This is a genomic window from Abiotrophia defectiva ATCC 49176 (assembly GCF_000160075.2).
GTDB lineage: Bacteria > Bacillota > Bacilli > Lactobacillales > Aerococcaceae > Abiotrophia > Abiotrophia defectiva.
Genome location: NZ_KI535340.1, coordinates 1,177,872 through 1,195,348, shown reverse-complemented (window position 1 = coordinate 1,195,348; position 17,477 = coordinate 1,177,872). Strand labels below are relative to the sequence as shown.

The 17,477-nt window shown below is 51.1% G+C and carries 20 protein-coding genes; 6 read left to right on the top strand and 14 right to left on the bottom strand.

Going from position 1 to position 17,477, the window contains the following annotated elements; genetic code table 11:
- The 3 genes from GCWU000182_RS05575 to efp form a co-directional block, all read left to right on the top strand.
- On the top strand, positions 1–694 hold a 694-nt coding region (locus GCWU000182_RS05575), incomplete at its 5' end, for an IS256 family transposase (protein ID WP_023391823.1).
- Positions 695–1,119: 425 nt separating this feature from the next.
- A complete protein-coding gene (locus GCWU000182_RS10190; RefSeq protein ID WP_023391822.1) occupies positions 1,120–1,272 on the top strand; it encodes a hypothetical protein in 153 nt (50 codons plus the stop codon).
- 101 nt (positions 1,273–1,373) lie between these two features.
- Positions 1,374–1,937, top strand: coding sequence for an elongation factor P (efp, locus tag GCWU000182_RS05570; RefSeq protein ID WP_023391821.1), 564 nt, complete (start codon positions 1,374–1,376; stop codon positions 1,935–1,937).
- A gap of 425 nt (positions 1,938–2,362) precedes the next feature.
- Here efp and GCWU000182_RS05565 read toward each other — a convergent pair whose 3' ends face one another.
- Positions 2,363–3,304: a LysR family transcriptional regulator gene (locus tag GCWU000182_RS05565; RefSeq protein WP_035364161.1), complete on the bottom strand. Its 942-nt coding sequence runs from the start codon at positions 3,302–3,304 to the stop codon at positions 2,363–2,365.
- Positions 3,305–3,432: 128 nt separating this feature from the next.
- Between GCWU000182_RS05565 and metE the strand changes: the two genes are divergently transcribed.
- Complete coding sequence (gene metE / locus GCWU000182_RS05560; RefSeq protein ID WP_023391818.1) at positions 3,433–5,685, top strand: 5-methyltetrahydropteroyltriglutamate--homocysteine S-methyltransferase; 2,253 nt, start codon at positions 3,433–3,435, stop codon at positions 5,683–5,685.
- Between the two features lie 5 nt (positions 5,686–5,690).
- Positions 5,691–6,557 carry a methylenetetrahydrofolate reductase [NAD(P)H] gene (metF, locus tag GCWU000182_RS05555; RefSeq protein WP_023391817.1) on the top strand — a complete coding sequence of 289 codons (867 nt, stop codon included), beginning with the start codon at positions 5,691–5,693 and terminating at the stop codon, positions 6,555–6,557.
- A gap of 68 nt (positions 6,558–6,625) precedes the next feature.
- On the opposite strand, the gene GCWU000182_RS05550 is transcribed toward metF, so the two are convergent.
- The 5 genes from GCWU000182_RS05550 to GCWU000182_RS05530 form a co-directional block, all read right to left on the bottom strand.
- The gene (locus tag GCWU000182_RS05550) at positions 6,626–7,150 is read right to left on the bottom strand and encodes a DUF4865 family protein (protein ID WP_023391816.1); all 525 of its coding nucleotides are present in this window, start codon (positions 7,148–7,150) and stop codon (positions 6,626–6,628) included.
- Between the two features lie 179 nt (positions 7,151–7,329).
- Positions 7,330–8,256 carry an Asp23/Gls24 family envelope stress response protein gene (locus GCWU000182_RS09895; protein ID WP_023391815.1) on the bottom strand — a complete coding sequence of 309 codons (927 nt, stop codon included), beginning with the start codon at positions 8,254–8,256 and terminating at the stop codon, positions 7,330–7,332.
- 21 nt (positions 8,257–8,277) lie between these two features.
- Positions 8,278–8,445, bottom strand: a complete 168-nt coding sequence (locus tag GCWU000182_RS09890; protein WP_023391814.1) for a DUF2273 domain-containing protein — start codon at positions 8,443–8,445, stop codon at positions 8,278–8,280.
- A gap of 11 nt (positions 8,446–8,456) precedes the next feature.
- A complete protein-coding gene (amaP, locus tag GCWU000182_RS05535; protein ID WP_023391813.1) occupies positions 8,457–9,047 on the bottom strand; it encodes an alkaline shock response membrane anchor protein AmaP in 591 nt (196 codons plus the stop codon).
- Between the two features lie 60 nt (positions 9,048–9,107).
- Positions 9,108–9,347 (bottom strand): GlsB/YeaQ/YmgE family stress response membrane protein, encoded by a 240-nt coding sequence (locus GCWU000182_RS05530; RefSeq protein ID WP_023391812.1) that lies wholly within the window; start codon positions 9,345–9,347, stop codon positions 9,108–9,110.
- A 386-nt stretch (positions 9,348–9,733) separates the two neighbouring features.
- Here GCWU000182_RS05530 and GCWU000182_RS05525 point away from each other — a divergent pair, with 386 nt between their 5' ends.
- Positions 9,734–10,105: a late embryogeneis abundant protein gene (locus tag GCWU000182_RS05525; protein WP_023391811.1), complete on the top strand. Its 372-nt coding sequence runs from the start codon at positions 9,734–9,736 to the stop codon at positions 10,103–10,105.
- A gap of 98 nt (positions 10,106–10,203) precedes the next feature.
- Here GCWU000182_RS05525 and GCWU000182_RS05520 read toward each other — a convergent pair whose 3' ends face one another.
- From GCWU000182_RS05520 to GCWU000182_RS05485, 8 genes are all read right to left on the bottom strand, one after another.
- A complete protein-coding gene (locus tag GCWU000182_RS05520) occupies positions 10,204–11,403 on the bottom strand; it encodes an MFS transporter (RefSeq protein WP_023391810.1) in 1,200 nt (399 codons plus the stop codon).
- Positions 11,387–11,692 carry a DUF2087 domain-containing protein gene (locus tag GCWU000182_RS05515; RefSeq protein WP_023391809.1) on the bottom strand — a complete coding sequence of 102 codons (306 nt, stop codon included), beginning with the start codon at positions 11,690–11,692 and terminating at the stop codon, positions 11,387–11,389. The genes GCWU000182_RS05520 and GCWU000182_RS05515 overlap by 17 nt, the downstream gene beginning before the upstream one ends.
- A 246-nt stretch (positions 11,693–11,938) precedes the next feature.
- Positions 11,939–12,589: a CHAP domain-containing protein gene (locus GCWU000182_RS05510; protein ID WP_023391808.1), complete on the bottom strand. Its 651-nt coding sequence runs from the start codon at positions 12,587–12,589 to the stop codon at positions 11,939–11,941.
- Positions 12,573–12,800, bottom strand: coding sequence for a phage holin (locus GCWU000182_RS05505; RefSeq protein ID WP_023391807.1), 228 nt, complete (start codon positions 12,798–12,800; stop codon positions 12,573–12,575). The genes GCWU000182_RS05510 and GCWU000182_RS05505 overlap by 17 nt, the downstream gene beginning before the upstream one ends.
- 4 nt (positions 12,801–12,804) lie before the next feature.
- Positions 12,805–13,035 (bottom strand): hypothetical protein, encoded by a 231-nt coding sequence (locus tag GCWU000182_RS05500; RefSeq protein WP_023391806.1) that lies wholly within the window; start codon positions 13,033–13,035, stop codon positions 12,805–12,807.
- Positions 13,036–13,105: 70 nt separating this feature from the next.
- Positions 13,106–13,348, bottom strand: a complete 243-nt coding sequence (locus GCWU000182_RS05495; protein ID WP_023391805.1) for a DUF2922 domain-containing protein — start codon at positions 13,346–13,348, stop codon at positions 13,106–13,108.
- A 39-nt stretch (positions 13,349–13,387) separates the two neighbouring features.
- The gene (locus GCWU000182_RS05490; RefSeq protein WP_023391804.1) at positions 13,388–13,585 is read right to left on the bottom strand and encodes a DUF1659 domain-containing protein; all 198 of its coding nucleotides are present in this window, start codon (positions 13,583–13,585) and stop codon (positions 13,388–13,390) included.
- A gap of 287 nt (positions 13,586–13,872) precedes the next feature.
- Entirely contained in the window at positions 13,873–17,238 is a 3,366-nt protein-coding gene (locus GCWU000182_RS05485; protein WP_023391802.1) for an FtsX-like permease family protein, read from the bottom strand.
- Positions 17,239–17,477 lie beyond the last annotated feature (239 nt).

Genomic DNA, 17,477 nt, shown 5'->3' with positions numbered 1-17,477 from the left:
CTACCTCGATGCCCTTTACATTAAGGTGCGTGAAGAGGGTCGTGTGGTATCCAAGGCGGTCTACCTAGCTCAAGGCGTCAACGAGGCCAACAAGCGCGAAATCATCGGCTTTTGGGTGTCAGAAGAAGAAAGCAAAGAGGCTTGGCTGACCTTCCTTCAGTCCCTGCGAGCCCGTGGTTTGAGCCAGCCCACCCTGATTATTTCAGACGCTCACTCCGGGCTTAGAGCCGCTATCCAGCACTGTTTTGTTGGGGTGCCTTGGCAACGTTGCGTCTTTCATTTCTTATCCAACATTGTCGAGACTATTCCCAGAAAAGGGAGTCTAGAGGCGCGCGCTAAGTTGAAGGCCATTTTCCAGGCGCCCACCGCCGAACATGCAAGGCGGCTCAAGGAAGCTTTTGAGGCCTCTGTCGCGGACAATCCTCGCTATCAGAAGGCCTTAAAGGTTTTAGATGAGGGCTTTGAAGATGCCGTTCAGTTTATGATGGAGCCTGAGATTTACCATCCCAACTTGCGGACTACTAACTCTGTCGAACGTTTGAACCGTGAAATCAGACGGCGGGATAAGGTCATTGGCGTCTACCCTAATGTCGCTTCTGCTGAGCGACTGATTGGCGCCATCCTCATTGATTTAAACGATGCTTGGCAGGCTAACGCACGCCCCTTCCTGGTCAACTTCACCAAACGCAAATAAGCTATAGGACAGCCTACATATTTTTACACAGGATTTTGGACTTGACTCTTTTCCTAGGTTTCTGACCGAGCTAGTGGTCCACTCGACGGAGTGGGCCACTGGCTCCTAGCTTTTGCCCTGTTTTGGGCCTCTTTCCCAGCTTTCCGGCCGAGCTAGTGGTCCACTCGGCGGAGTGGACCACTAGCTCCTGGCGCTTGCCCTGTTTTGGGCTCTTTTCCCTAGTTTCCTGAGCTAGCTCCTAGCAGTCTCCTCGGTTTTTGCGTCTTTTTCCCAGATTCCTAGGCCAGCTCCCGACGCTCACCTAGTCTGGGCGGCGGTAACCTAGTTTCTCCCCTCTTCCCACTAAAGGTTTTACTTCACAATTCACTTGAAGTATACTAGGTAAAAGTCCATTTCCTCTCCCACATCAGTTAGGAGGCTAGATCATGAAGTATCTCCACCCCACCTTGCTCTGTGTTTTATTAGCGGCGGTAACCTGGGCCATTCTGGCTCACAGCGACTGCCTGCTCTGGCTCGTGGCAGCCACCCTACTTGAGGGAATTGCCTGTCTCTATTACTATGAACGGCGCAAATCCTAGCCTGCATCATTTTTTTCTTTAAATTTGCCTATAAGGTATGCTATAATAACGAAGGTATCGAGGCTTTGGCTTCAAATTCAACTGACAAAAGGAGCAGTAAGATGATTAGTGTAAGTGATTTAAAAGCAGGGATGACTTTCATCCTAGACGGTAAATTGTGGCGTGTATTGGAAATTTCCCACCACAAACCAGGGAAAGGTAACACCATCATGCGGATGAAAATCCGTGACGTCCGTAACAACTCTACTGTGGACACCACCATGCGTCCAGATGAGAAGGTAGAACGTGCGCATATCGACACCAAGGACGTACAATACCTCTACAGCCAAGACAGCACTGCTTTCTTCATGGACTTAGAAACTTATGACCAATACGAAATCGCAGAAGACGCCATCGAACGCGAATTGAAGTTCTTATTGGAAAATGCGGAAGCTAAGATCCAATTCTACGGCAGCGAAGTAATCGGGGTTCAACTCCCATCAACCGTTGTTCTCCAAGTAACCGAAACCCAACCTTCTATCAAAGGTGCAACCGTTTCTGGTTCTGGGAAACCTGCAACTATGGAAACTGGCTTAGTAGTCAACGTGCCAGACTTCATCGAAGCCGGCGAATACTTAGTTGTCAACACCGCTGAAGGTACTTACAGCGGCCGCGCTAATAAGTAAGCATAAAGAAGCCACTACCCTGAGGTAGTGGCGTTTTTTTGTTGTGGCATCATAAAAAGAAACCCTCCTCCTCACCACATAAGGCCAGGAAGCTAGTCCTCTTTCCCCACTCCCCCAGTGACTGCCTGGCCTCATGGCCAAAAGCGGGCCTGGTGCTGGCCAGGATGGCTGGCGCATGAGCGGGGCTTGGAGCCCTAGCGACTTAGCCCCGCCATAGCCAGGCAAGGCGGAAGACAGCCGCAGGCTGGCTGGAGCCGGTCCCTGCACTTAGCCCCGCCTTTTGTCTTAATGAGGCCTGGCAGTCGCGCCTCGGCAGGCAGACACACAAAAACCAGCCACCTCACCCCCTCAGGGCCAGGCAGCTGGTCTTTTTTCATTGTATCCAATCTATTGCCGTCAGGCGGGCAGAAACCAAGTAACTCCCCCTACTTCTCCTTCTCCTTATCCTCCAGGATCTCAAACCCATAACCACGGATATTGGCCCGTAGGAGGTCCAGGTATTGGCGGGTAATAGGGCTTGGCTCTACCTGTTGGGGCATGAGGTAGCCCAGGGTCATCATGTCGTCCACTTCCAGGGGAATGGCGATGATCTTGTCGTCGTTGAGCTCGCTGGAGATAATCCCTGAGGAAATGGTATAGCCGTTGAGGCCCACCATGAGGTTGAAGATGGTGGCCCGGTCGCTGACCTTGATGTGCATCTTGCGGTTGAGGGTACTCAAAATTTCTTCCGCAAAATAGAAGGAGTTCTCCTGGCCTTGCTCATAAGATAAGTAAGGGTAGTCCTCTAGGTCCCTTAACTTAACCGATGACTTCTGGGCCAAAGGATTGTCCCGGCAGACAAAGACGTGGGGCTTAGCCTTGAACAAAGGCGTAAACTTGAGCTTCTTCTCCTTGAAGAGCTTGGTCAGGACCTGGCGGTTGAACTTATTAAGGTAGAGAATACCCAGGGAACTCTTGAAGGACATGACGTCTTCCAGGATGTTCTGGGTCTCGGTCTCACGCAGGGTGAACTGGTACTCTTCCGCATCTACCTGCTTAATCAAGTCCACAAAGGCATGGACCACGAAGGCATAGTGCTGGGCGGACACCGAGAAGGCCTGCTTGCGAACGGTGTGTTGCTTGTATTTGGCTTCCATGAGCTTAACCTGGTCCAGGATTTGGCGGGCATAAATCATAAACTCCCGGCCTTCATTGGTCAGGGAAACCCCAGACTTCTGGCGGACTAGCAGCTGCAGATCCATCTCCTGCTCTAATTCCTTAATGGCATTACTTAGGCTGGGCTGGGATAGGAAGAGGGCCTTGGCCGCTTCATTAATAGAGCCCGATTCCACGATTTTCTCAAGATATTGCAGTTGTTGGATTCGCATCATAGTCACTCCCTTGAATTACTCCAGTATATTATAACCTAAAACTATAACCGTGTATACTTTTTTTCAATTATTCAAGAGGACCGTTTCCATGATAGGATAGACTTATCAATAAGGAGGTCGATTGCATGACAACATCGATTATTGGTTTCCCACGAATCGGGGAACACCGTGAATTAAAATTTGCTACTGAAAAATACTTCCGTAAGGAAATCAGCGCTGAAGAACTTCAAGCAACCGCTAAGGAACTCCGCGCTAAACACTGGCGCCTAGCCCAAGAACGTGGCGTGGACCAAATCCCAAGTAATGACTTCTCTCTCTACGATACCTTCTTGGACACCGCTGTCCTCTTCAATATCGTACCTGAGCAAGTGCAAGCCATTGACTTGAGCGAATTGGACAAGTACTTCGCCCTAGCCCGCGGCTACCAAGGGGACAAAGGTGACGTACGCGCCCTCCCAATGAAAAAATGGTTCAACACCAACTACCACTATATTGTACCTAAATTCGAAGCTGGCACCCAAGTTAAGTTAGCCGGCCACAAGCTCTTTGACGAATTCCAAGAAGCTAAGGACTTAGGCATCCACACTCGTCCAGTCTTAGTTGGGCCATTCACCCTCTTACGTCTGGCTGAATACGCTGAAGGTGTTAACCCTGTTCAATTCATCGAGCCTTTAGTGGCAGCCTACAAGGAAGTTTTCCGTCGCTTGGCTGACTTAGGCGCAACTGACATTCAATTAGATGAGCCTGCCTTAGTTAAGGACATCTCTGAATTGGAATTGACCCTCTTCGACAAACTCTACCAAGGCCTATTAGCTGACAAGGCTGGCTTGTCCGTCCTCTTACAAACCTACTTCGGTGACGTGCGTGACGTCTACAGCCACTTGGTACAATTACCAGTTGAAGCCATCGGTTTGGACTTCTTAGAAGGCCGCAAGACCTTAGACTTAGTCAAAGAACATGGCTTCCCAGCTGACAAAGTCCTCTACGCAGGGGTGGTTAACGGTAAGAACATCTGGCGTAACGACTACGCTAAGACCTTGGCCCTCTTGGAAGAAATTCCAGCCCAAAACGTAGTCTTATCTACTTCATGTTCTCTCCTCCACGTGCCTTTCACTACGGCTAACGAAGAGTTTGCGCCTGAAATCTTGTCTCACTTCGCTTTTGCCGCTGAGAAATTAGACGAATTACGTGAATTAGATGCTATCCGTGCTGGCCAAGGGGATGAATTCTTAGCAGCTAACAAGGCCCTCTTTGCGGCAGAACGTACCGTTCGCAATGCAGAATTAGCCACTCAATTAGCTGGCTTAGATGACGCAGCCTTCACCCGCCAACCTGCTTTGGCTGAACGTGCTATGGCTCAACACCAAGCCTTCAATTTACCAGTCTTACCTACTACCACTATCGGGAGCTTCCCACAAACACGCGAAGTCAAGGTTAACCGTGCGACCTTCCGTCGTGGCGAGAAGACTGAAGCAGAATACACTGCCTTCATCGAAGCTGAAATCGACGAATGGATCAAGTGGCAAGAAGAAATCGGCCTTGACGTTCTGGTTCACGGTGAATTCGAGCGTAACGACATGGTGGAATACTTCGGTGAGAACCTGTCCGGTTACCTCTTCTCTAAGAACGGTTGGGTACAATCCTACGGGACCCGCGGCGTGAAGCCACCAATCATCTGGGGCGACGTTAAGCGTGAACGTCCAATCACCGTTAAGTGGTCTGCTTACGCTCAAGCCCAATCTGACCTGCCTGTTAAAGGGATGTTAACCGGTCCGGTTACTATCCTCAACTGGTCCTTCCCTCGTGAAGACATCACCATCAAGGAATCTACCCTCCAAATTGCTTTAGCAATCCGTGAAGAAGTCCTTGACTTGGAAGCTGCCGGCATCCACATCATCCAAATCGACGAAGCTGCCCTCCGTGAGAAATTACCTTTGCGTAAGTCTGACTGGTACTCTGAATACCTAGACTGGGCTATTCCAGCCTTCCGCTTGGTTCACTCCGGCGTGGCACCAACGACTCAAATCCACACCCACATGTGCTACAGTGAATTCACTGACATCATCCCTGCCATCGAGCAATTAGATGCGGACGTGATTTCCTTCGAAGCATCCCGTTCTAACCTCCACATCTTGGACGAATTAGAACGCCAAAACTTCCAATTACAGGTTGGTCCTGGGGTATACGACATTCACTCCCCTCGTGTCCCTTCTGTGGAAGAAATTGAACACACTATCCGCGCGATCTTGGCCAAAGTGCCAACGGAACGTGTCTGGATCAACCCAGACTGCGGTCTCAAGACGCGTGGTATTCCAGAAACTAAGGCTAGCTTGGTTAACTTAACCCAGGCTACCCGTAACATTCGAGAGGAGCTCTAACCCCTATGACACAGCCACCGGCACCCTTCCACCATCCATCCTTATCCTATGAAGTCTTCCCGCCCAACACCCAAGTTGGGGCGGAGAGACTGACCCATACTTTGAATGATTTGGCGGAACTCAAGCCGGACTTCATCAGTGTCACCTGCAGCAATCGCCAGCCTAATATTGAGGAAACCACCCTCAAGGTAGCCAATCACGTTCAGAACACCCTGCACATCCCAACCATCGCCCACCTGCCAGCTATGTACCTGAGCAAGGAGCGCGTGGCGGATAGCTTGGACTCTCTGGACCAACTGGGCATCCGTCGGGTCCTCGCCCTGCGCGGTGACATTTTGGAAGGCCTAGAGCCGGTTGGCGACTTCTCTTATGCGGAAGAGCTCATTCATTTCATTAAGGAGCGCAAGCCCCATTTCGACATTACGGCGGCCTGCTATCCGGAAGTCCATCCCGACGCACCTAATGCGGTCGCAGACATCCGCTTCCTCAAGCGCAAGGTGGACGCTGGCGTTGACCGCCTGATTACTCAACTTTTCTTCGACAATGATTGCTTCTATCATTTCCAGGAAAAGTGCGCCCTGGCCAATATCGAAGTGCCAATCCTGGCGGGTATCATGCCTATCGTCAACCGCAACCAGGCCCTGCGCCTGCTGACCACCTGTGAGACCACTAAGTTGCCGCGCAAGTTCAAAGCCATCCTGGACAAGTACGAGCACGAGCCTCAAGCCCTACGGGCAGCCGGCCTAGCTTATGCCCTGGACCAAATTGTCGACCTGATCACCCAAGGCGCCGACGGGATTCACCTCTATACCATGAACCAGTCGGACACCGCCCACTATATCGCGGACGCGGCTAAGGCCTTGTTTAAGTGAAAATGAAATAGAAAAGCCAGCCCCTTAGGGCTGGCTTTTTTGTGTGGCTATTAAATAAATCTGTCGGGCTATACCGAAATATGCAGAATCTCGTAGACATTCATGCCTTCAATTTGCTCCGGTAAGTTTTGGAAGAAATAATATTCTGAGCATTCCCATTTATCTGGGTTATAGATTAATAAGCGAGCCAGGTCCTGGTCAGTGTCACAGGAGAAGGTCAATTCCTGCATGGTGGCAGACTCTGGGATAGCTCTCTTGAGCTCTAAGCAGAATCGCGCTGACAGGAAATCCTCACTTCTTTGGAAGGATAAGGGAACCCCAATGGGAATATGTTGCCAGCCAAATGACTTGAGAATGTTGTCGTAGAAGCCTTGCCAAATGAATTGGTTCATCCCGTCTACCCCACTCCATAAATAGAGGGGCGCGTATTGGTTTTCCTGAGCATCAAGTTCACCCTTAGTTGAAATCAGGTAGGCTTTAAAAATTAAATCCTGGAAGCCATCTGTCTTGGTCCCATTCTCTCTGACTCGCTGCCGGATAAGATTCATATCAAAATCATCTGGCAACTGAATTTTGTATTGCATTGCTAGCATGGTCGTTCACCTCAACTTATATCTAACCTTCGGTCCCTATTATTATATCGCTTCTCCAATATTCTGTCATTTAATCTAGCTGGGTGCCCTAGTTGATAGTCATGTCTTCCTAATCAAAAAAATCGACCACCCTTACCAGAGTGGTCGACTAATCAAGTATTTGATTATAGTGAGGCTGATTAAGCCTGGTTTGACTTTGCTGCTTCTGAGCTACTACTGACTACTTCTTCCGCCACTTCTTGACCGGCTTCAGCAAGGTCTTCTGCCTTTTCTTGGACAGCTTGGGCGTCCTCTTGGGCAGCATCCTTAGCCTCTTGAGCTAGCTCTTTTGCGTCCTCAGTAGTCTCTTGGCCTGCCTCAGTAAGATCTTCTGCCGTTTCTTCAGCCACATGTGCTACTTCTTCCGCAGCTTCTTCAGCCACTTCCTTAGCGTCATCAGCCCTTTCTTCAACAGCTTCTGCTACTGCTTCTTCAGCTTGGTTCGCAGCTTCTTCGGCTACATCCTTGGCCTGATCAACTGTATCTTCGGCTGCATCTTTGGCATCCTCAGCACCGCCACTAATGGCGTCCTTGGCCGTTTCAATGCCTTGGCCTACTTTTTCAGTGACTGCCGCTAGCCCGCTGCCAATCCCATCTTTGGCTTTTTCCAAGGTATGGGAGGCAAATTCGCCTGTGCTTTCAGCCATATGGCTTACATGATCTTGCAGACTGACAGAATCAGCTTCTTGCTTGGCTTGAGTCTTGACTTCAAGGACCTTGAGATTGACATCAATCACGCTAAGGCCTGTCATGTTCCGAATGACATCGATCACTAAATGCTTGATGTCATGATATAAATCAGAAACGTTTTTCTTATACTCTGCAATGACATTTAAGTCTACACGCGCCTCTTCCTTACCAAGCACTAGCTTGACGCCACTAGTAAACTTATCGGTGTTGACAATCTTGCCCGCTAAGTTAGAGAAGAAGCCACCGTCAACTGCCAAGAGTCCGTCAACATTGGCTAGCGCCTGACCTAGCTGCTTTTTGATCGCTTTGCGATTGTAAGACTTGCCAGCAGGACTTGGATTGAGTGTCTTATCTGATGTAGGTTGATTATTTGACATACCCTATCCCCTCTCTACTTTTTATTTGCGAGAATTTTGAAGATACCAACCAGCTGCTGCGCCAGTTCCTACAAGCGCGACAACAAAGATGGTTCTGAAAAACCCGATATTCAAAATGACAGTTGCCAAGCCAAGGCCAATGGCCCCTCCGAGAATAGGATAGGGTAGGTTTTTGATTTTCTTGATCATAAGACTTACCCCTAGTTCTCTAAGTTTTCTTGTGGCTGAGCTTCAAATGCTTCAGCTTTTTGGCTAGTTTGCTCTGCTGCAGTATTCAAGACCTTCACATTGAGATAAATATTATGGTTCAAGCCCAAGTAGGAATTGAGGCCATTAATAATTTCCTTTTGTAAAGCGTTTGTTCTATTGGCAACGTCTACCCCTTGGTTAATGTCACCCTTAACGGTTACTTCACACTTTTTCTTGGTGAGTTTGACCTTAACTTTAGGAGAAGCCATGTAAGAGGCGGCTGAAATAGCCGACTTCACATGGCTTACGATCGCTGATTTTTTAACTGTCAACCGTCCATTCGCCTCCGACAAGACCACTTGGGTGTAGTCTCGCGGATAGAACAAGATGACAAGTATCGCAATGAGTGTCGCAATGGTCAGGACAAGGGATAACCAGAAGATAGCCTGGTTATAGTAGTACCCGAATGAAGACAGTTTGTTGAGGTACTCTCCTATCCAATCCAGATTGACATAGGACTGATTACGATACAAGTTAATCGAAAATAGAACAAGCGGTGGAATACAAAGTAAGATGAGCAGAGATTTTTTAATTCGTGACATGATAGTCTCCCTATACTCTATTTAATGTTTGTGTAACTGCTTGCCTTTCCTATCGGTTGCTTAAGCCTTTTTGCCAAGTAATGCAGATACGACTGCTACTACAACTACGGCACCTAATACAGATGGAATTAAAGCCATACCTGCAAGGCTAGGACCCCAAGACCCGAGGAAAAATTGACCAACAGAAGAACCTACTAAACCAGCAAGTACGTTAGCCACGATCCCCATTGAACCGCGTTTTTTAGTGAGGCTGCCGGCTACTAAACCGATCAAGCCACCTACGATAATAGACCAGATCATGATATTGCTCCTTTCGTTCAGAATTGAAATGTAAGGACAAGTTTTCGCCTTACATCTTCAACCTTAACACAGGATACTTTACAATGCAAGTTCAATATCCCTGTCGATTTTTTACCATTTTGACTATATGAGATTTCAAGATTTAAAACTAATTAAATTAATTTCACAAGTTGACATGCCAGAAACCGAGATATAGCTCATAATCTGATTGCCTTTATATCAGTTTATATGACATATTTACTTATATTGTTCTAATGACCGTTTGATTTTTATGTGAAGTCAAATTAGAGAAAATCAGTCTTAAGACCGATTTTTAGATAAAGCACTTTCCAATCAAAATTTATTGTGCTATACTTAGGTCATCAAATGAAAAGGAGGACATTAAAATGTCTGATTTATTAAAAGATTTGTCTCAAAAAGCTGGCGAGTTCGGCGAAAAAGCTATGGACGTAGCCGGTGATGTCTTTGAAAAAACCAAAGAAGTAGCAGGTAACGCCTTCGAAACAGCTAAAGATGTAGCGGGCGATGTTTTTGACAAAGCCAAAGAACTTGGTGGCGCAGCTAAAGACAAGGCTGAAGATGTAGCAGATGCTGCAGCTGACAAAGCTGAAGACGTTAAAGACGCGGCAGCTGACAAAGTTGAAGATGCTAAAGACGCGGCAGCTGATGTAGCTGAAGCGGCAGCTGACAAAGCTGAAGACGCTAAAGACGTAGCTGGCGAAGCATTACAAAATGCTGGCGAAAAACTCGAAAACTAATTCGATTTCGCAAAATAAAAGAGAGGCACTCTGCCTCTCTTTTTTTGTGTGAATTAGCTAAATGATTGCTTCATATAGCCTATCGCTTGCCCCACTCCCTATGCCTGGCTCTCTTCTTTCCTTGCCGTCAACCCGCGCAAGGCCAGAAAGACTAGGATTGAGATTAGCGTGAAGGCTAGCCAGGTCTTACTGATGCCGATCAGATCTGACAGGTAGCCGTTGACGGTTAGGAGCAGACTGGAGGCGAGGGCCTGTAAGGAATAGAAGGAAGAGACAAGCGAGGTCCGCAGGTGATCCTGCTTGATCAGCTTTTCATGGATATAGGTGATAATCAGCGTCCCATTAATGCCTACTAAGAAGACATGGAAGAGGAATAAGTAAGGAAAGACCGGCAGATAGAAGCTAATGACCAGGAGGGTCACCACATCTAGCAGGAGGACCCGGTCAATTAAGGCCACCATATCCATCTTCTTCTTCAAGAGGACCTTGCTGAGGAAGAGGTTGGACAGGATGGTGGCGAGGCCAATCCCGATAATATAATAGCCTACAATATATTCCTGCACGGCATCCCCTAGGATGACCTGCCACTGGTTAGACGGGCCCAGGTCCAAGACGGCCGGAATGGAAAACATGATGAAGTAGAGCAGGATGCGGCTGTCTTTGAGTGCTTCTATGAGGTTGACCACGGTTTCTCGGTAGACCTGCTTAATCTGGCCCCAGTGGTTCTGACGCGGGCGCGGCTTGAAGACATTGGGCACCAGCTGCACATAGACCAATAAGCCGATCAAGATGGCCGATGCCACATAGAAAGGAATGGCCGGGTTGTCTTTGCCCAGAAATTGCGCGCCAACGAAGCCGGATAAGAGGCCGAAGAAAGGCCCGATAATCTTCAGATTAGAAAATACTTGCGCGATATCGTAAGGCGCATTGGCTTCCTTGATTTCATTGACAATCCAAGACTGCAGGGTCCCGGAACTGAGGGAGACGGCCAAGCCAGTTAAGACAGCCGTCAGGATCAAGACGACAATATTGCGGGTCCCTGCCATGAAGAATAGGCCAATTGCCCGCAGGAGAAAGGACAGGGACATGACCCGCTTCTCCCCGATAGAATCGACCAAGATCCCACTAGGAATCTCGGCGACCATGGTAGTAGCCGTAAAGGTAGCCAAGAGCAGACCAATCTCGGTCATGGAGTAGCCCAGGTAGATCAAGAGCAAGTAGGTCAAGGAGACAAACATCTGCTCCGCGATGGTCTCCACCGTCATAATCAAATAAAAATTCTTAATTTTCCAATTCATGGGCTGCCTCCATCTGAGGCGCTTGCCCTACTTGGTGATTGAGCTGGTAAGACTTGCCGTAGTTATCCCGGATCAGAAACTTGTAATCCACCAGATATCTCCGCATGGTCGCGAAATCCTCATAGACTTCCTTGATCCGCTCATTGAGCTCAGGTTCGGTGAATTCCTGGGCATATTGCTGCAAGTGTTGATAGATATATCGAAAGACTTCTAGTCTATTTTTCTGTTTGCGCGGTAGGACATAGAACCTACCATCTCGCATATAGCGCGCAATCGTCTCTTCAACCATGCTTTGGCCTCCTCTGTTTTCAGTAAAAAATTGCTCGTCTCTATTCTATATGGCAATTTGCTAGATGGCAAGTCTAGGAAAAGAAACAGCCACCTTATGGTGGCTATTTTTCGTAAATTAGCTATGTAAAGGGTGGCTATTTGTTTTTTAGCTGAGTAACGAGTGGCTATTTAATGGTTATTAGCTGAGTCAAGGGGGACTAGTTATTCTGTGATTGCTAAGTAAAGAGTGACGATTCTTTCTATATTAGCTGAGCAATTGGTTCACTCGATCCTGCACAGTCTGATAATCATACCCTGCTTCAGTCAACTCTCTCACTCTCTCTTCTCCATTCCCATACTCACCCCGAATCACATCCCAGGCTACCGCAGTAATGAGGTCGTCACTTGGTGAGGTATCTTCCGATGATGCGGGGGCTGACTCCTGACTGTCCTGGTCATACCTAGGTCTGGCGTACCCTGCAATAGCCTCATGGTTCCAATCATAGTAGGCTCTGGCTACTCGGCCATTGTAATTACCTTCTAGGGTGCTGATGGACCCGTCTGCTTGGACTCGCTCTACAATACCAATATGGTCGACAGGGCCACCGTCGAAGTTGAAGATGACAATGTCTCCTGCTTGGGGCCATTCTTGGCCTAGCCAGATGCCTTGTTCCTGGAACCAGGCTAGGTGGCGTGGGACACCACACTCTCGGCCGATTAGGTGGCTGATTCCTGCCTCATCCCCGCAGACGGTGACGAAGATATCACACCAGTCGTCTCCGTATTGGACGGCATAGCCCACTGGGATGGGGCTGACTGAATTATAAGCATCCACCATGGCCAGGTGGTCGTCAGACCATTGACTGGTGCCCAGGTAGCTCTGGGCTACGTTGATTAGTTTATCGGCCTGTCCCATGATCGTCACCGCCCTTCTTCCAATAGTCTAGGCTAGACTTCTGAATGAGTGCGCCTAGGAAGACAGCGACCAGGTTAATGGTGGCCACTAATTGGCTAGTGGGCGCCCAGCCATAGAGGTCGCCTAAGCCTGAAGCCAGGACGGCCAAGGCGGGTAAGAAGATCAGTACCAGCCACTTGAGCGCATCATAGTATTTGTTGTCTAAGTTCATTTGCTTACTTCCTTTCTTCTAGTAGGGTCTCAATCTTGGTAATGCGCAGATCCATTGAAGCTAAGCGGTCGTCTATGGTCTTGACGACTAGCTTATTAGCTTCAATCTCTAGCTGCATCTCATCTATGCGGAGGATGAGGCTCTGGATGGCAGTAATGAGGTTGACTAGCTTGCTAATCAGGGTGATCACTGCCACCGTTGCCGATGCCAATCCTCCAATTTCTAATAAGCTCATCCGACTCATCTCCTTTCTTATATATGAATAAGGGACCCGCTCCGCGGGTCCCCTGCACCTACGGTGCTTGTTAGTTCTCTGCCTTGTAGATTTCTTCTACGGATCGTGTCACCATGTTGGCGTTCTTGGCGCTGGCATATTGGTCGACGCTGTCCTTCTCGAAGATGTTCTTGGCCACGATGGTGTCCATGGCGGACTTGACCGTGTTGGCATCTAAGTTGTCCTTGGCGTGGGCTAGACTGATCTTCTTGGACTTGCCGTCGGCAGCCTTGAAGTTGAGGTCTAGCTTCTTGGTTGTTTTGACTTCTGCCATTGTGGGTGGCTCCTTTCTTCTAATTTTGGGGTGCTAGGCCTAGTTGTAGGCATAGACTTCAGTGACTTTGGTTTCAGTGATTGGGTGCTTAACCAGTGTACCGACTGCGTCACGCACCGCCGTCACATCTTCAAGTGAGGCATTAGCCACCACATGACCTAGGCTGACGTTTTCTTTCTTCTTGTTCTCGTCGATTGAGGTCATTTGGAGGGTGCCCTTAACGAATGATCGTGCCATTGTAATTCGCTCCTTTGCTTTGATTTGTAGCTACATATATAAATAGGGTCTGAGCGCCCCCTTTCTACGTGCTCACTTAGACACTACTTGCCTATTTTCGAAAAGAAATATCTTGAGACTGGCCTGGTTCTAGGCAAATCTCACAGTTTTCTGCCCTTTTCCTTAGTTTCCGGCCCTGCCAGTGGTCCACTCGACAAAGTGGACCACTAGCTTCTGACTTTTCTCTTAATTTCGGCCTCAGCCCACACAAAAAAGCCTTCCCATCAGGGAAGGCTTTCAGCTTCTAACTAATCTACTGATTTCAAAGCTTCTAGCATGTCGACTTGGCGGAGTTGGCGGTTTACTAGCCAGCCCAGGGCAGCCAAGATTAAGAGGATGGCCACGACTGGGGTCAGGTAGACGGTCCAGGCGACATTTTGGTTGAAGCGGACGAAGTCTGCCGAGATGCGAGCTAGCAAATAGCGGTGCAGGACCCAGCCGCCGGCCAGGCCAAAGAGGATGCCGACTAGGGACAGGGCCACGGTCTCGCGGTAGATGTAGCGGGTGACTTCCCCATTATGGAAGCCCAGCACCTTAATCGTGGACAGCTCCCGAATCCGCTCGGCCACATTAATGGTGGTCAAATTATAGAGGATGACGGCGGCCAGCAGGACGGAAACCAGGGTCAGAATCTGCATGACCAGGGCCAGGGAATCGACGGTGACCTGGATTTGGTGGCGGACGCCGCTGTTTTGGATGACCGAACGTACGCCGCTCAAATCCATAAAGCGGGCGCTGACCTTAGCCAGGTCGCCTTTGGCTTCAGGCGTCAGCTGGACCAAATGGGCGTTGGCTGCCCAGGCCTTGCCATAGGCGGCCTCATAGGCGGTCCGGCTCAGGTAGACATTGTGGCCGGCATAGAGCTCGACAATGCCCGCCACCGTCACACTGACCGGCTGACCGTCGGGGTCTTCCAGGGTCAGGCGGTCGCCCACTCTTAGCCCTGCCTTTTCCGCCATTTTCTGGCTAATCAGGGCGCCTTGGTCGGGCAAGTCCAAGCGATTATGGCTATAGGCGTCATAGAAGGCCATGAGCTGACCAAAGCCACCATTAGGCGCCACCATAATGGTCAGCTCCTGCGGATCCTTGAAGCCAGGCAAGTGCTGACGGCCCGTTTGCAGCTGGATGTCCAGGGTCTGAGCCAGGGCATCCTGAGCCAGGGCAGAGGCCAAATCGCTTTCCTGGGAGGCATTGACATGCTGCTGCCGGGCCACAATCAGGTCATAGCCCACCAGCTGGTCAAATTGGCGCTCGGTGATGCCGGCCAAGGACGAGGAAATGCCCAGGCCCGCGAAGAGCAAGGCCACCGAGCCGGCCACGCCCAGGATGGTCATGAGCATGCGCTGCTTGTAGCGGAAGATGTTGCGGGCCGTCACCTTCTGGGTGAAGGTCAGGCGGCGCCAGAACCAGGTCACCCGCTCCAACAAGATGCGACTGCCACGCGCCGGTGGCTTAGGCAGCAGGAGCTGGGCTGGCGTTTCAGCCAATTCGCGCCGGGCCACCCACCAGATAGGCAGCAGGCTGGACAGGAAGGACAGGCCCAGGGCTAGAGCCGCTAGCTGCCAGTAGAAATGCAGCTGGATAGGCGGATAGGTCGAAGTGGCAAAGAGCGTATGGCCCAAGATATAAGGCAGGCCATAGGTCCCGGCCACAATGCCCAGCAAGGCCCCCAGGCCACTGGACAGAAGTCCATAGAGCAGGAATTTGGCTAGGATGTCGCCAGGGCCATAGCCCAGGGCTTGCAGAAGGCCAGCCTTCAGCCTTTCCTCGCTCATAAAGCGGGTCATGGTGGTTAAAGTCACCAAGGCGGCCACTAGGTAGAGAACCACGGGGAAGACATTGCCCACATTGGCCATACCCTCGGTCCGCAGCTTGCTGGTATAGAACTCGACGTCGCCCGGATAGGTCTGGCGGCTGTAAACCCGGTACTTAGGCGTCACCAGGACTGCCAGGCTATCTCGAGCCTGGTCAAGTTCGTCCTGCCCCTCCTTGAGGGAGGCTTGAGCCTCCGCTTCCTTGCTGGCAAATTCGGCCTGCTGGTCATCCAGCTCCTGGCGGGCAGAAGCCAGGGCTTCCTGGCCACTGCTGATTTCCTGGCTGGCCGACTCTAGGGCCTGAGCTCCTGCTTGGGCGGCGGCCGACTGGCTGGCCAATTGGGCCTGGCCGGCTTGGTATTGGCTCAAGCCTGCTTGATAGTTGGCAGCCTGGCTGTCATATTGAGCCTGACCCGTGGCCAGGGCTGCGGCGCCTGCTTGGTAGCGGGCCAGCCCTTCTTGGTAGCTAGTATTGGCGGCTTGCCACTGGGCTTGGCCGGCTTCAAGTTGACTTTGGGCGCTGGCCAGGGTTTGGGCTTCTTGAGCCAGGGCCTGGCGGGCGGTCTCAATGTCTGGCACCGTGTCCGGATCTTGGCCGGCTTGGCGCAGGGCTTCTTCTTGGGCGGCCAGGGCCTGCTGACCGGCGGCTAGTTTGGCTTGGCCGTCAGCCAATGCCTGGCTCTGGCTTGCTAGCGTCTCAGCCTGGCTGTCCAGCTGGCTCTTGGCGGCGTCCAACTGGGCCTTGGCTTGGGCCAGTTCCTTGGACTTGGCCGTCAAATTGGCCTGGCCGCTGGTCAAGGCAGCTGCCCCGCTATCCAGTTGGGCCTTGGCTTGGGCTAAGGCGGCTTGGGCGCTGGCTAGCTGGTCTTGGCCCTGGGTCAAAGTCTCATCCTGGCTAGCCCATTGGCTGGCCGCTTGGTCCAAGGCAGACGACTGGTCCGCCCACTGGCTTTCAGCTGAAGCTAGCTGGCTGGAGCCTGATGCCAGGGCCTCTGAGGCCGAATCCATATCGGCCTGGCCCTGATTGATTTGGCTTTGGACCTGGGATTGGACTTGGGCCAAACGGGCCGCGCCGTTATCGGCTAGCATGGCCTCCAGCTCGCTCTGGTGCTGGTCCACCAACTGCCAGTAACGGGCCTGGTAGGCGTTGAGCCCGGCCAAATCCTCGTAGCGCAAACGGGCTATGGAGTAGACCGGACTGTCAAAGTCCTGGGCCGTCACTACCCCGTAGCCAGCCAGGGTCCCGCTGCCGGCCGTTGAAGGACCGAAGAGGACCTGGTTGCCCAGCTCGCCCGAGTTGACGAAGCCCGTAATGGTGAAAGTCGTTTGTTTGAGCATGGCCTTGGCATTGCCGGACTCCTTAAGGCTGACGGTGTCGCCTAGCTGGAAGCGGCCTTGCAGGCTACTTAAAAGAGCAATTTCCCCCGAGGCTTGAGGCAGGCGGCCGGCCACTAGCTGATAGTGGGCCAGGTCCTGGGTCAGGCTGAAGATCCGCCAAGCTTCTGGCGTCTGGTCCAGGACCACGTCGGTCAGGTAGCCCCCTTCAACCTGGGCGCCCGACAGCTGGGCCAGCTCCTCCATGTCTGCTTGGGACAGGCCATAGTCGGACAGGACGGTCAAGTCCTGAACCCGCAAACCTTCTAGGTAGGCGCTGGCCGTCTGGGTAATGTCCGGCGGCGCCGCCTGCAAGCCCACCAGGGCAAAGGACCCCAGCATCATAAGGCAGACCATGGATAGGAAGCGCCCCTTGGTCTGACCAAGGCTACGCCAGAATTCTTTGAAAAGTGTTGACTTGGTCATGGGCTGACCTCCTTTTGTGGTGGGTTAGTTAATTATTTTTGTGGGGTGGATGACAGACTCAAGTCGCTAGCTTGACAGGCTCAAGGCGCTGACCCGGCAGGCTCAAAGCGCTGGCCCGGTAGGCAAAAGCGCTCGGCCGGCAGGCACAAAGCGCTGGCCCGGCAGGTACAAAGCGCCCACCCGGCAAGCACAAAGCGCTGGCCCGGCAGGCTCAAGGCGCTGACTCGACAGGCTCAAAG

Coding starts and splice junctions, on each gene's coding strand:
- amaP (WP_023391813.1), bottom strand. CDS start 9,047: ATGTCACGAATTAAAAAATCTCTGCTCATCTTACTTTGTATTCCACCG.
- GCWU000182_RS10190 (WP_023391822.1), top strand. CDS start 1,120: ATGAAGTATCTCCACCCCACCTTGCTCTGTGTTTTATTAGCGGCGGTA.
- efp (WP_023391821.1), top strand. CDS start 1,374: ATGATTAGTGTAAGTGATTTAAAAGCAGGGATGACTTTCATCCTAGAC.
- GCWU000182_RS05490 (WP_023391804.1), bottom strand. CDS start 13,585: ATGGCACGATCATTCGTTAAGGGCACCCTCCAAATGACCTCAATCGAC.
- GCWU000182_RS05565 (WP_035364161.1), bottom strand. CDS start 3,304: ATGCGAATCCAACAACTGCAATATCTTGAGAAAATCGTGGAATCGGGC.
- GCWU000182_RS05505 (WP_023391807.1), bottom strand. CDS start 12,800: ATGAACTTAGACAACAAATACTATGATGCGCTCAAGTGGCTGGTACTG.
- metF (WP_023391817.1), top strand. CDS start 5,691: ATGACACAGCCACCGGCACCCTTCCACCATCCATCCTTATCCTATGAA.
- GCWU000182_RS09895 (WP_023391815.1), bottom strand. CDS start 8,256: ATGTCAAATAATCAACCTACATCAGATAAGACACTCAATCCAAGTCCT.
- GCWU000182_RS09890 (WP_023391814.1), bottom strand. CDS start 8,445: ATGATCAAGAAAATCAAAAACCTACCCTATCCTATTCTCGGAGGGGCC.
- GCWU000182_RS05495 (WP_023391805.1), bottom strand. CDS start 13,348: ATGGCAGAAGTCAAAACAACCAAGAAGCTAGACCTCAACTTCAAGGCT.
- metE (WP_023391818.1), top strand. CDS start 3,433: ATGACAACATCGATTATTGGTTTCCCACGAATCGGGGAACACCGTGAA.
- GCWU000182_RS05530 (WP_023391812.1), bottom strand. CDS start 9,347: ATGATCTGGTCTATTATCGTAGGTGGCTTGATCGGTTTAGTAGCCGGC.
- GCWU000182_RS05550 (WP_023391816.1), bottom strand. CDS start 7,150: ATGCTAGCAATGCAATACAAAATTCAGTTGCCAGATGATTTTGATATG.
- GCWU000182_RS05485 (WP_023391802.1), bottom strand. CDS start 17,238: ATGACCAAGTCAACACTTTTCAAAGAATTCTGGCGTAGCCTTGGTCAG.
- GCWU000182_RS05500 (WP_023391806.1), bottom strand. CDS start 13,035: ATGAGCTTATTAGAAATTGGAGGATTGGCATCGGCAACGGTGGCAGTG.
- GCWU000182_RS05515 (WP_023391809.1), bottom strand. CDS start 11,692: ATGGTTGAAGAGACGATTGCGCGCTATATGCGAGATGGTAGGTTCTAT.
- GCWU000182_RS05525 (WP_023391811.1), top strand. CDS start 9,734: ATGTCTGATTTATTAAAAGATTTGTCTCAAAAAGCTGGCGAGTTCGGC.
- GCWU000182_RS05510 (WP_023391808.1), bottom strand. CDS start 12,589: ATGGGACAGGCCGATAAACTAATCAACGTAGCCCAGAGCTACCTGGGC.
- GCWU000182_RS05520 (WP_023391810.1), bottom strand. CDS start 11,403: ATGAATTGGAAAATTAAGAATTTTTATTTGATTATGACGGTGGAGACC.